The organism is Ignisphaera sp., assembly GCA_038831005.1.
In the GTDB taxonomy this organism is placed as follows: Archaea; Thermoproteota; Thermoprotei_A; order Sulfolobales; family Ignisphaeraceae; genus Ignisphaera.
On record JAWBKZ010000001.1, the window covers coordinates 153,421 to 167,170 of the forward strand.

13 protein-coding genes are annotated in these 13,750 nt (G+C 36.7%); 2 read left to right on the forward strand and 11 right to left on the reverse strand.

Going from position 1 to position 13,750, the window contains the following annotated elements:
* Positions 1–128 precede the first annotated feature (128 nt).
* On the forward strand, positions 129–998 hold the full coding sequence (locus QXK50_00795; protein MEM2007700.1) for a class I SAM-dependent methyltransferase family protein: 870 nt from the start codon (positions 129–131) through the stop codon (positions 996–998).
* Between the two features lie 60 nt (positions 999–1,058).
* Here the strand turns inward: QXK50_00795 and QXK50_00800 are convergent, their stop codons facing one another.
* On the reverse strand, positions 1,059–1,736 hold the full coding sequence (locus tag QXK50_00800) for a hypothetical protein (GenBank protein ID MEM2007701.1): 678 nt from the start codon (positions 1,734–1,736) through the stop codon (positions 1,059–1,061).
* Positions 1,737–2,176: 440 nt separating this feature from the next.
* On the opposite strand from QXK50_00800, the gene QXK50_00805 reads away from it, so the two are divergent.
* Complete coding sequence (locus QXK50_00805) at positions 2,177–3,607, forward strand: radical SAM protein (protein MEM2007702.1); 1,431 nt, start codon at positions 2,177–2,179, stop codon at positions 3,605–3,607.
* Between the two features lie 229 nt (positions 3,608–3,836).
* Here QXK50_00805 and trpC read toward each other — a convergent pair whose 3' ends face one another.
* From trpC to QXK50_00855, 10 genes are all read right to left on the reverse strand, one after another.
* Positions 3,837–4,583 carry an indole-3-glycerol phosphate synthase TrpC gene (trpC, locus tag QXK50_00810; protein MEM2007703.1) on the reverse strand — a complete coding sequence of 249 codons (747 nt, stop codon included), beginning with the start codon at positions 4,581–4,583 and terminating at the stop codon, positions 3,837–3,839.
* Between the two features lie 4 nt (positions 4,584–4,587).
* Positions 4,588–5,178 carry an aminodeoxychorismate/anthranilate synthase component II gene (locus tag QXK50_00815; GenBank protein ID MEM2007704.1) on the reverse strand — a complete coding sequence of 197 codons (591 nt, stop codon included), beginning with the start codon at positions 5,176–5,178 and terminating at the stop codon, positions 4,588–4,590.
* Positions 5,175–6,446, reverse strand: coding sequence for an anthranilate synthase component I (locus QXK50_00820; GenBank protein ID MEM2007705.1), 1,272 nt, complete (start codon positions 6,444–6,446; stop codon positions 5,175–5,177). Before QXK50_00820 ends, QXK50_00815 begins: the two co-directional genes overlap by 4 nt.
* The gene (locus QXK50_00825) at positions 6,434–7,033 is read right to left on the reverse strand and encodes a hypothetical protein (protein ID MEM2007706.1); all 600 of its coding nucleotides are present in this window, start codon (positions 7,031–7,033) and stop codon (positions 6,434–6,436) included. The genes QXK50_00820 and QXK50_00825 overlap by 13 nt, the downstream gene beginning before the upstream one ends.
* Positions 7,030–8,064, reverse strand: a complete 1,035-nt coding sequence (trpD, locus tag QXK50_00830; GenBank protein MEM2007707.1) for an anthranilate phosphoribosyltransferase — start codon at positions 8,062–8,064, stop codon at positions 7,030–7,032. The genes QXK50_00825 and trpD overlap by 4 nt, the downstream gene beginning before the upstream one ends.
* A complete protein-coding gene (gene trpA / locus QXK50_00835; GenBank protein ID MEM2007708.1) occupies positions 8,054–8,785 on the reverse strand; it encodes a tryptophan synthase subunit alpha in 732 nt (243 codons plus the stop codon). Before trpA ends, trpD begins: the two co-directional genes overlap by 11 nt.
* Before the next feature lie 26 nt (positions 8,786–8,811).
* Complete coding sequence (locus tag QXK50_00840) at positions 8,812–10,101, reverse strand: TrpB-like pyridoxal phosphate-dependent enzyme (GenBank protein ID MEM2007709.1); 1,290 nt, start codon at positions 10,099–10,101, stop codon at positions 8,812–8,814.
* Positions 10,102–10,339: 238 nt separating this feature from the next.
* Positions 10,340–11,125 (reverse strand): sulfide-dependent adenosine diphosphate thiazole synthase, encoded by a 786-nt coding sequence (locus QXK50_00845; GenBank protein MEM2007710.1) that lies wholly within the window; start codon positions 11,123–11,125, stop codon positions 10,340–10,342.
* Positions 11,126–11,272: 147 nt separating this feature from the next.
* Entirely contained in the window at positions 11,273–11,581 is a 309-nt protein-coding gene (locus tag QXK50_00850; protein ID MEM2007711.1) for an ATP cone domain-containing protein, read from the reverse strand.
* Between the two features lie 375 nt (positions 11,582–11,956).
* Positions 11,957–13,561, reverse strand: a complete 1,605-nt coding sequence (locus QXK50_00855; protein ID MEM2007712.1) for a glutamate synthase-related protein — start codon at positions 13,559–13,561, stop codon at positions 11,957–11,959.
* Positions 13,562–13,750: the final 189 nt, after the last annotated feature.

The following is a 13,750-nucleotide window of genomic DNA, read 5'->3' on the forward strand; positions in this document are numbered from 1 at the left end:
TTATATCATATTCTATATATCTATGTATGATATAGGTAAGGTCAAAATATATGAAAGAATCTATTTAATAAAGTTTCTGGTATTAAATGCTTAAAGATTTTACCTAAAGTATGTTTATGGGAATAGTCATGCACAACGATAAACCTTTGCTTAAAAAAGTTGTTGAAAAGATCTTGGGTAGCGAGTATGTTGAAAAGATTTGGAAACGTATTGAGATTGTAGGTGATATAGCTGTTATTAGAAAACCTTTTGATCTTTCTCCAGATATTTTTAAAGCTGTTGGAGAAGAGCTTTTGAATCAGCTTCCCTATATCAAATCTGTTTGGCTTGCTGTTTCTCCTGTTCATGGTGCTGAAAGAATTAGAGAGTATATACATTTAGCTGGTGAAGCAAGAAGCGAGACAGTATATAAAGAATATGGATGTATCTTTAGACTAGATATAACTAAAGTCTATTTCTCTCCAGTTCTTAGCTACGATCATATGAGGATAGCTAGACAAGTAAAGAAGGGTGAGAAGGTTCTCAATATGTTTGCAGGCTTTGGTCCATATAGCGTAATTCTATCTAAGTATGCTCAGCCAAGCTATGTCCTATCAATAGATATAAACGATTATGCAGCTAGATACATTAGGATAAATATCGAATTAAATAAGGTATCGATATTCAATGAGGTTATACATGGAGATTCACTACTTATAGTACCAGCTTTGAAAGAGAAATTTGATAGAATCTTGATGCCTTATCCAGATATGTTTGAAGAAGCTATAGATGTTGCAATTAAAGCTGTTAAAGATTATGGCTATATACATCCACATCTATTTATTGAGGCAGAAAACAAGAGACAAGCATTTATGAAAGCTGTAGAGAAAGTTGTAGAGAGAATCAGCGCCACTAATATACCTGTAGAAGTTGTTGGGAGACATGTAATTAGAGGTATATCTCCAAGAAGGTATCACGTTGCAGTAGACATCGTTGTTAAGAAGAGTGGTAAACTATAACTGAGTATTCATAGAAAGGATATGGCTATTTAGAATCAGTAGCACAATAGCATAGAAAACTTATTGATTAGAAGACTTTTCATCCTCTTTGATGCTCTGTCCATTGAATTCTATGTATTTTCTTAATAGAGGTGAGTACTTAATTACATCTAGAGCTGTTTTTAAGTGTTTATTGAATAGAAGATTGTAGAGATTTTTATGCTTCATTATTATTGATGTGCTACAGTTCACTATCTTCATTATCGATGTAAGGGACATAGGATCTGATACAAAATCTTCTAGACATTCTCTAAAATATGGATTTTCAACTATAGCTAGCTTGAGTAGTGTAACTATGTTTATCCTGAGGACAACTCTTTCGTTGTATATACCCTCGAGATATATCCTAAGTACATGACTTCTAGGCACCATTGTGCATTTTATATAGTTACAGTCTAGAGCATCTACATAGATATCACTATTCTCAATTCTATATATTTCCTCTATGTCATGACTTAAATAAAGCTTAAATAAACCAAATCTACTCCTAAAAATCACGACTTCATTATATCTAGAAATGATGTAGTCAATAATTTTCCAGAAGCTGAGTTTCTTAGGGTACTTATCTATTCCGTATTTATCGAGAAGACCTGAGGTTATAATTGGTGGATCCATGCAGTGTAAATCATATCTAAGACAGTTGAGAACCTGCTCATATATGGATTGAATAATTATGGTGATAGCATCAAGTATCTTCATACTACACACAATAAATTATCTATAGCTCTGACTTTAAATACCAATAGTATCATTAAATCAGGACCCTTACAATATTCTAAATTAATCCAAAATTATACTTAATTTAATTTTCATTTGAGTGCTATTAAGGATACACATATATAGCTTCAATATTACCAGAAGGACTAAACATACATTAGGCTCTGGTAGAATGAAGTGGTAATTTATGGTGAAACAGTGAAGGTTAAAATCGCTCTCATAGTTTTCCTCATTACTATACTACTCGTATCCTATATTGCACTAATCTACTGGAGGCAGCTGAAGCCCCCCCGAGAAACCTAGAAAGATACGTATAGATCCCGCTCCTGCCACTAGAACACCTGAGTTTTACGATCGTTTGAAAACATATGCGGCTGAAAACACTTCTCCACGATCTAGCTATCCCATTGTCAGGGACTATTATGTCTAGCAGAAGTAGTGTTGATGTAGTTATTGCATTGATTAGATTATTTCTAGGGAATAGGCTTGTGAGAAGCCTACTAAGATATGCTACTAATAGCACTATATGTTATGTAGATGGTGCAGCTGAAAAACGTAGCTATATGCACTACGCATTATCTAGATACATAGGCTCTAAAGTTTTATGCCCCATAACATCGAGATTTACTATAGACTTTATGTATATGCTCATTGATGTCGGTATAAAGATTCTTGGAGGCAATCGTAGAGAAATTGCTGAAATGCTTAGTGATCCAGCTGTTAGAAGAGGTGTAGAATGTGTTATGAAAGGAATAGCAGAGTATGGTGTAACAATTCCACAAATTCTTCCAGCACCTTTTCTAGTTGTATGGAATTTCACAAACATCTGCAATCTCCAATGCATACATTGTTATCAAAAAGCAGGAAGAAATATGGAAGATGAGCTCACACTTTCTGAGAAACTAGCACTAGTAGATCATCTCGATAAAGCTGGTGTAGCTGCTGTTGCACTAAGTGGTGGTGAACCAACACTTCATCCAGATTATCTAACCATAGTTAAAGCACTTGCTCAGAAAGGTATATACGTAGCTGTAGCTACAAATGGCTGGAGATATGCAGATATAGATGAACTTAAGAAAGCTGCTGAAGCAGGTTTACGGTATGTAGAAGTATCGATAGATTCTGCTTATCAAAGTAAACATGATAGATTTAGAGGTCTCGAAGGTTCATGGAATAGAGCTATAAAAGCTCTAGAAAATGCTGTTAAACTTGGAATAAATAGTGCTATGGCTGTAACAATAACGAAACTCAATATAAATGAAGTAGATGAAATCCTTGATTTAGCTCAAAACATAGGTGTAAATAGAGTAATATTCTTTAACTATATACCGGTTGGGAGAGGTAAGGAAGTTCCGAATCTCGATCTCGATCCAATTGAAAGAGAGAACTTTATGAAGAAGATATATAGAGAGATGAAGAAGAGAAAAAACGAAATATACATAACGGCACCTCAATACGCTAGAGTAGTTCTCCAGATTAGTGGAGGTAAAGAGATAGCACCAACACACTACGCTATCCGTGGCGATATAGTTACAAAACCTTTAGCAGAATTCATAGGTGGATGTGGAGCTGGAAGAATATATGCAGCTATACAACCAAATGGAGATGTATCTCCATGTGTATTTACGCCTATAGCTCTAGGGAATATTAGGTACATAAGCTTTGAACGTATATGGAAAACAAACAAATTACTCAAAATGCTGAGAAATAGAGAGAATCTTGGGCTACCTTGTAGAATCTGTTCCTATAGATGTATTTGTGGAGGTTGTAGAGCTAGAGCATATGCGTATTTCGGAGATCCTTTGGCTCCAGATCCAGGATGCATCAATACTCTGTATACAAGGATTATCTAAATAATCATGAACTATACATAACAGTAATCATTTTAGGTAAAGTAACTGTCTCGGCAATCTATACCAAGATAGGTTTAGTTGAATATAGATCAATCGAGATCAATCGTCTTCTTTAGATATTTTCACAATAGATCTATGCACAGTAGCTGTGTATCTATCAACATCAGCTACACTATTGAGTTCATCTCTATGATTCTTGTGAAACACCTACATTAGAGCTAAAGGATCATTAGATTGTTAATTCATATATTTTACTTGGATTAAGCATAATTTCTGTCCCTATTAAGAAAGCTTTTGCACCAGCGTTCTTTAGATAATCTATATCTTTTCTACTCTTTATACCACTTTCAGCCACTTTAGTTACTCTATTGGGTATCTTTTCAAGAACTTTGTATGCTTTTGATAGATCTATCTCAAATGTTATCAGATTTCTTGAGTTTACACCAATCATTGGAAAACCCATGTCAACAACATGTTCAGCTTCATCTTCGTTATGAACTTCTATGAGAACTTCTAGATTGAAGCTTCTTGCAGCTTCATATAGTGCATCTAGTTCTCTATCGGTAAGTATTGATGCTATTAACAAAATGGCGTCAGCACCTATATTGTATGCTGTTTCTATTTGGCTATAAGATACCACTATATCCTTCATCAATATGGGTAAATTAGTTATGGATGCTATAGATATGAGATAGTTGTAAGAACCTCCAAAGTAAAGTTCTTCAGTAAGTACACTCATCCCTACAACATGTTTCTCTACATGTTTTACATAATCTGTGGGATCTCTAACTATATTTAATCCTGAGGGTGATCTCATCTTGAATTCAGCTATTATTGCTATACGATCTCTACGGTGCATCTCCTCTATTCTATCCCTAAGGCTATAAAAATTACGAAACCTGCTTATTCTGAGTACCGGTCTCAAGCTATTATATCTAACAACATTTTCAAGCCATCCCTTAATGTTCTTCGGCATAAAGCTACACCATATCTATGAAATTCTTCAATATCTGTTTACCGTGCTCTGTACCTATGCTTTCTGGATGGAATTGAAGACCATATATCGGATATTCTACGTGGTGTATAGCCATAATCTCTCCATCATTTAGAGATATAGCGTCTATAACAAGCTCCTTAGACACATTATCTATAACTAAGCTGTTGTATCTAGTTGCCTTAATTATCTTTGGGATACCCTTAAGTAGGGTATCTTCATTCAGTATCTTTATGGTATCTATTTTTCCATGCATAATTGTTCTAGCTCTTCTTATTTTTGCTCCAAATGCGTAACCTATTACTTGATGTCCAAGACATATACCTAGAATAGGTATGGATTTACAGTATCTCTTTATAATATCTAGAGATATACCTATATCTTCTTTTTTCTCGGGAGTTCCGGGACCTGGCGAAATTATTATTTTGTCTGGATTTATTCTATCTATAGCTGATAGAGATATCTCGTCATTTCTTACAACAATAGCTATAGCACCTAGTTCGCTAACTATTTGAGCTATATTGTACACAAAACTATCATAATTGTCTATCACGAGAATAAGCTCCAATACAATCACCTCTCGATAATGCCTAGAGCCACTTTTAGTGCTGCAAGCTTGTGTTCTGTTTCTTCATATTCCATTCTAGGTTTAGAGTCGTATACAATACCTGCCCCAGCTTGTATCCTTACAAGATCTTTATATATGAAGGCGGATCTGATAGTTATAGCCATTACAGCTTCACCAGAAGATGTAAAGAATCCTACAGCTCCAGCATAAGGACCTCTTTTGTATTCTTCTAATTCTTCTATCAACTTCATTGCAAAAGGCTTTGGAGCTCCACTTACAGTTCCTGCGGGTAGCAATGCTTTCATTAAATCTATAGCATCATATCTCTTCTTCACTATACCTACAACTTTCGATACCATGTGTTGCACATGGCTGTACTTCTCTATATACATAAGTTTCTCGACCTTTACTGTACCAGGTACACATACTTTTCCAAGATCGTTTCTAGCGAGATCTACGAGCATAAGATGTTCAGCTCTATCTTTTTCTGATTTAAGAAGCTCTTCCTCAAGTACTCCATCCTCATTGTTGGTTCTTCCTCTGGGTCTTGTACCAGCTATTGGGTAAGTTTCAACAATACCTCTTCTATACGAATAGAGAAGTTCTGGACTAGCACCCAATACAACCCTGTTGCCGAATTTTATGAGGTATGTATAGGGTGATGGATTTATCTCTCTAAGATTTAGATAAAGATTAACAACATCGCCTCTATAGGTATATCTCTGAAATCTCGATAAAACAGCCTGAAAAACATAGCCATTCTTGATGTACTTGAGAGTCTCTTCAACAGCTTCTTCAAATCTTTTACCATCTAGCGAAGAATCATAAAATTCGACTCTCACATTTCCTCTACTGTATCCACCTCTACATTTCTCTAGTTGATAGGGATCTCCATCGATATAAATAGACCCTCTACTGTAATCATATATGGCTATGTTCATGGGCTCGAAGAACTCTACATAATTCCATTCCTCTGAATAGGGACGGAGATCCGGTATTTTCTCCCACAGTCTTACAGCATCATACCCTACGTATCCTATCAAACCTATATCTAGTGGATACATATGGTTACGTATCTCAACCTTCTTTAAACTAGTTCTAAGTTCATCAAGAACATCTTCATGGCTTCCTCTCACAGTGTTCTTAACCCCCCATACAATAATACTATAGCTTCTTTGAGCAAGATCCTCATATACAGCAAAGATCTCTTCTTCTCCATCTATACACTTTATAGCGTCTTCAATATTGGGCATGTACTTCATGTTCATTTTCTCCATTCATATACAACCTCTTTAAGCTTTCTAATCTTTTCCAAATCCTTTTTCTTGGGATGGATCTCAACACCGCTAGAGACATCTATCCATCTAGGTTCTAGCTCTAGGAACTCGTGTACATTCTCTAGAGTGATGCCTCCAGCTACTCCAGCATCCCTATGGTAATCAAGAAGAATTCTCAGTACCTTAGGATTACTGGGCACACCTTTTATTGGTGAATCAAATAGTATTAGACTGAGGTACTTTTGTACTTTCTTCAAATAGTCTAGATAGTCTAGTGATGCAGGTACATATAGTATGAACCTCTTTGTATTGTATGTTGATAGAGTCTCAATTTCACTGTCTTTTAAGATTCTATGTATCTGTATATAGTCTGCGTAACTATTAACTAATGTATCTATAGCTCCATGTACTTTAACGCTAACGATAGGTGTTGAAACTATATTCTTTAGTTTGGCTACAAATTCTTCTGATACGTATCTAGGACTTACAGGATCTGTTACAACACCTATGAAGTCTACACCTATTCTATCTATCTCTAAAGCATCGTCTAGATTAGCCACACCACATATCTTCAGCTTTATCCTCATAGAATTTTCACCAATAGAGATCTAAATCTATCTATATCGCCATTAATTTGAACTAATGTTTCTATTCTATCTATTAATTTTGGTAGAAGATTCTCAGCATATTCAAAACCATCCTTAAAGCTCTTGACAATATCTGCTACATATAGTGCTAAAGCTGTATTCATCTCTATAAATACTTTAGCATCTCTATCCAGACCTTTGGCAGCTCTTAAGATCCTAGTAGCAGAATCTTCAACACCAGAGACTGTGAGTCGCGTTATAGGTATACTTTCTACTCCAAAGTCATTGGGCTGTAGTGTATAGTATTCGATTCTAGATCCTTTAACTTCATACACATGTGTTAAACCCGAAGGACTTACCTCATCAATACCGGGTTCACCATGTATGACAAGTACCTTCTCGAAATCTAGACGAGCAACGGCTTGGGCTATAACATGGGCAAAAGATTTCGAGAATACACCAATGACTTGTTTCTTGGTTCCTCCAGGGTTTGTTAAAGGACCTAACACATTGAATATTGTTCTTATCCCTAGCATCTTTCGTATTGGTGCTACTCTCTTCATGGCTGGATGGTATAGAGGCGCGAATAGGAATACAAACCCGGTTTTACTTATCAATTCTATTGCTCTATTAGGCTCTATCTCTATCCTATATCCGAGAAATTCTAAGAGATCTGCTGAACCACTTCTACCGCTTACAGCTCTATTACCGTGTTTAGCAACAGGGTAGACAATCGATGTAAGTATTGCTGAAGATGTACTAACATTTAATGTTCCAATACCATCTCCACCTGTTCCAACAATATCTATAGCATAACTACAAGGTATCTTCAGAGACTTCATCCTCATAGCTTTAACAAAGCCGACAATTTCATCAACAGATTCTCCTCTAATCCTTAGAGCTACAAGAAGGGCTGAAACAATAATGTCCGGTATTTCTCCATCCATAATGCTTAGCGCTATAGACATGGAATCTTCTTCACTCAGTTTTTCTCCATTAATGAGCTTACTCAGTATTGCTCTATAGTCCATCCAGTACACCTCTAACAGTTTCGACAATTCTTAATGCCTGATCTACTCCGTCATTCTCCAAAGCTTCAACAATAGCTGTGCCAATAGCAACACCATCAGCACCTGCTTCCAAAACCTTAGCTATATCGTTTATCGACAAACCGAACCCAACAACGAGAGCGTTGTTGGTGAGTCTTCTAACCCTTTTGACTAAGGCAATAGGATCTATGGGTATCGGTATACCTGTAGCAGGTCTTAAGCCATAATACAGAAATGGGTGAGTCAGTAGAGACACTTCTGCTACAAGTTTATCAGGCATAGAGGGAGAGACAAATAGTGTTACCTTTAGTCCGTGGTCTTCAACCTCTTTGACTATGTCTTGGTATCTATCGACGTAGTCTATGAGTAAGTCTGGGAAGAGAACGTAATCTATCTCAAGTGCGTGTAGATTCTCTATAAACATTCCAAGATTCTCCACATGATCATCAAGATACGTCAAAACTATTAGAGGAATATCTGTATTCTTTCGAACAGTTTTGAGCACTTCCCATATATCTACAATAGAACACTTAATACGACTATAGCTCCTCCTTATTACTGGACCATCGTATTTAGCAAATTTAGGTGGAATGCCTATCTCAAAGAAGTCGACTCCCCTATTTCTTGCTTCCTTTAAGAATAGTAGGAACTTATCTATTGATGGAAATCCCAATGTATTATAGACTACGAGATATTTACCCATACACTCACCTCTAGATTTCTGCAAGTCTATTCCTTTCCGTATCTAATCATCATAGATCTGTAGTTCTCTATATCTAGTAATCCATGACCACTCATATTGAACAGTATGACTGGTTTTTCATTTCTTTTCTTTGCCTCTAGAGCAATATCTATGACTACTTTAGCAGCATGAGCGGATTCTGGTGCAGGTACTATTCCTTGTGTTTCTGCAAAAATTCTGGCTGCTCTATAGACATCTCTTTCGCTAATCTCAGCATACTCGATAACTCCTTCTCTAGCTAGTAAGCTTAAGCTTGGTGCTAATCCATGGTACCTCAATCCACCAGAATAGATGGGTGGTGGTATGAAGTCTTTACCTAGTGTAATCATCTTAATAAGTGGTAGAATTCCAGCAGTATCTGGATAATCGTATGTATATACACCTTTACTAAACTTAGGTACTTCTGCTGAAGCTACAGCAATAAATCTCTTACCATTGTTTCTAAGCCCTATATATGGATACGCTAATCCACCGAAATTACTTCCACCACCTACACAAGCTACAACTACATCAGGTTCTTCACCTACAATTTCCATCTGTTTAATACTCTCTAAACCTATTACACTTTGATGGAGTAGAACAACATCTAGAACACTACCTATAGCATATCTGTATCTATGACTAAGCGTGTACTCTATAGCTTCGCTTATAGCTATTCCGAGAGACCCAGGATTCTCTGGATCTCTACTAAGTATTTCTCTACCAAAGTTCGTTAATTTTGATGGACTAGGAATTACTTCTGCTCCATAGAACTCCATGAGGGCTCTTCTACTAGGTTTATGTTCATAACTAACTCTAACCATAAACACAGTTGACAGAATTCTATACAGAGATGTAGCTAATGCAACAGCAGAACCCCATTGGCCTGCACCTGTTTCTGTTACAATCCTTTCAATGCCTTCGATATATGCGTAATACACCTGCGGTATAGCTGTATTAATCTTGTGGGAACCTGTGGGTAGAGCACCTTCATATTTAAAGTATATCTTAGCTGATGTATCTAGATACCTCTCTAATCCTATGGCTCTATAGAGAGGTGTAGGTCTACCAACAATTCTGTATTTCTCTAGAACATCTTCGGGGATCTTTACGTATCGCTCAACTGTGAACTGCTGTTTTAAGATTTCGCTAGGCACTATTTTCTGGAGCAATTCTATTCGTGAGGAACCATTTTCTGGATCCATTGGTGGTGGTAATGGTTTAGGTAAATCCGGTATAATATTGTACCAGTAGCTAGGTAGAATTTCATCCAGATATCTTTTAGGTATATCTACCATTGGCTCATATCAATCCCCAGCCACACTTCTCTATATCTTTTCCCCTATTAAAGCTTTACGTATAACGTTTATGTATAATGTTCAGTCTCCAGAGACTCTTCATCTAGTCAGTCTGGTCTAGGAATCATCACTCTGTACCTCTGTAGTGTTATAGCAGAATAAAAGGATCTAGACTCGATTAATGTTACATAGATGGTTTAGTTAAAAGTATTGATTTAACCTGTACAGTATGGCACCTCTAGCTAGCTAGATCTTCTGAAATTACTTCCGCAAGTTTCTTGCCAGATAAAATCATAGAACTAAATATAGGACCCATTCTCGGTAATCCATATAGTGATGCAACAGACATACCAGAAACATATAGCCCTGGTATAACTCTTCCTGTTTTATCTACAACAACTTTTTCTGATAGTTCTGAATAAGCAGATTTCTCTCCACGTAGAGCTATATTTGCCTCAGGTAGTTTTCTAGCAACTATCTGCAGAACTTCTGCATCATGTCCTGTGGCATCTACAACAGCTCTAGATCTTATGAATAGAGGATCTACATGTAGACCAGACATAATTACGGCACTCCACTGAATAACAACACCCTCTATTCTAACAGGATCAGATCTATATATAACATCCTCCACATGGATTCCTTGGAATATTTTTGCACCTGCATCAATAGCTCCGACAGCTAGTTTAGCCATAAGCTCTGAAGCATCTATAACGTAGAGGTCTTCTTCCTCATCTCTATAGAACTTTATATTGAAATCCTTTAGTATAGATAAAACCGAATTATCCACAACAACTTTGTGGAAAAGCATACCACCACCACCAATACCACCACCAAAGCTAAGTCTACGTTCAAGAACTAGAACCCGTAAACCTCTATCAGCTAAATATTTAGCGGCAGTCATACCTGAAGGACCTGCACCTACTATAACGACATCAGTATTACTCAAATCTAGCCATTCCTTCATTGTATTTCTAACTATAGCTCTAGTTATCCTTACTTCAAGAGATCTAGGAATAGACATAAGTCTAACCCAATGTCTTATCTAGGATTCAGTATACATTTGCTGAAACTTAAAGATAATAACTTTAACTCATATAACAGGACAGAAGGATAAGCTATATCAAAGCATGTCAATAATAATGCAGAAGCTATAGAGATAGATGAAAAATTATGTTGATTGAGAAAGCTCTTCCTCAGTCTTCCTTCTTTTTACAGCTCTATCGAATAATATCCAATTACGGTACCATTCATCATTCTCTTTTTTAAGAAGTTCGAGAATTATCTTTGTAAGCTCTTTAGCGCTAACCTCTTCTTTACCTTCTGATATAAGTTTAGCTGTAACGAATGTAGCAATTCTCCGAGCAGCATCTAAGGTAGCGCCAGCCTTTAAGCAAGAAACAACAATCTTTTCGTATACATATGGCTCTTTACTACCATCTCTCTTAATAACAAGTATCTGGGGCATCCATACAATCATTATCTGCACCCATATTCAGTATGTAGATACCTAGAAGAGAATATAAATATTTATCAGAATAGAACATATAGTATGCAAAGCACTAAAGGTACTATAACATGATTGAGTATCTATATTGCTGGTCTAAAAACTCTCTACATGTATCACCTATATTGTATAGCCGACCAAGCTAGACATATCAAGCGTATCAATGATTTGTAGCTATTTCTATGTTCAATACATCCCTAAACCTACTTAATCTTGAGCTACAGTAATTCTGCTCCTTATTTACATGAATAATATCGGGATAGGATCTACATACATTAGGAGGCGTGCAGATCTAGATGTAAAAATGTTAATGAAATTATAGTATTTTTAGATGCGGTACTCGGCATTCTATTTGGTGAGTATAGACTCGAATAATTCTTTATCTACTTCATCTGTCATCGATATACCGGTTACTTTTGCAGCTCTTTCTGTTAATGATGTTAGATCTGATCGATCTAGCAGATCTAATCGATATTTTCTCTGTCCAACCATGAGGATCTTTATACCTGTTGCGATTTTTAAGAAGTACGTGTAAAGTCCAGCAGCACCTGTTTCTATTAATTTCTCTAAGTTTTGTGCGCCATATCTTCCTACAAGCTCATATGTCGATGCAAAGAATGATTCTGGTTTAGATCCGTATCTCTCGACAAAATTCTGTGGAAGTGCATTTTTCTTAGAGAGTTCTATGAAGTATCTAGATTTCATAACGGCAAGTATTGGTGCTCTAGCCATTGCTACAGCTTTTATATAGGGTTTGTCACCGAAATTGCTCATTGCTATAGCTTTAACTATTTGATGTTCATTAGAGAATCCTCCAGCCATAGCTATGTCTGGTATATGCATACCCTTCTTTTTCATTATTTCACAGGCCTTCAATACCCATGCTTCTAGATATATTGTTGGTACACCGCTTTCGTTCATCATGGGTACCGGAGACATGCCTGTTCCACCTCCAGCACCATCGAATGTAATGGCATCTGCTTTAGCTTGTGCTGCAATCTTCATCACGAATGCGATGTCTATAGGTCTGTAGCATCCTGTCTTTATCCATATCTTTTTGACTCCCATAGATCTCAATAGATCTATTCTCTCCAAGAAGTGTTGAGGATCTGGTTTACCTATCCTGCTATGTCTTTCAAAACTCTTCACTATGCCTAGCTTGAATGCTTCTTGGACGCTCTTGTCTTCAGGATCAGGGATGACTATGTATCCTCTTTTCTTTAGCTCTATAGCTCTCTCAAGATCTCTTACTCTAACTTCACCACCTATGGATTTAGCTCCTTGTCCAAACTTCTTCTCTATGATATTTACCTCTAGCTTTGATGCGGCATAGATATCCACACCCATTGTCTCATCTTCTATATTGTTCTGGACAGCTATATCACCGTACTTTCCATCCCAAAGCTCTCTATACGTCTTAACTCTGAACTCTAGATCCTTAGAGTACACCACTTGATTGTTAGAGAATATAGCTTCCTTATCCATTCCGCAAACATTTTCGCCTACAACAATAGCTGTACCAGATATAGCGGCACCTATAGCAAGTCCTTCCCAATTCTTTTTAGCTACATCAGTAGAGCCTAGAGCTGCAATGAATACAGGTAGCTTGAGATTTACGTTACCATAGCTGGTAGACACATCAGCTTTCTCGAAAATCATTTCCTCTGGAATAGGCTCAATACCAAAGACTTCTGAGAGTCTTGGTATAAGCTGTAGATCAGACCAATCAAGTCCAAAGTCTTTATTGGCTGCAGCTGTACTCAATCCAAATTCTTCTGGCTCAGGATATAGAACCTCTCTTCCTCTAATAGCTGATTTACCTACTTCACATAGTATAGGGCAATTATATACACATAGTGCACAAAGACCACTTATAGGCGTTATATCTGGAACTCTTGTTCTAGTGCCGGATAACACACTACTGTTTTCTGTTGGTAATTTCTTTTCCGGCATATTCTCACACGAACTTTGGCGCTAGGGTTGAGTTTAAAAATTTTTATGGTCTTTAAACAAGAATATACATGTATAAAATTAATAAATTGAACCAGTTACTTGTTGTTCAGTAGATAAGCTTCTGAAAGATATTGATAAGATGCAACACTAATTCAGAACTTCATAATTCTTCCTAGGTACTGAAGCTAG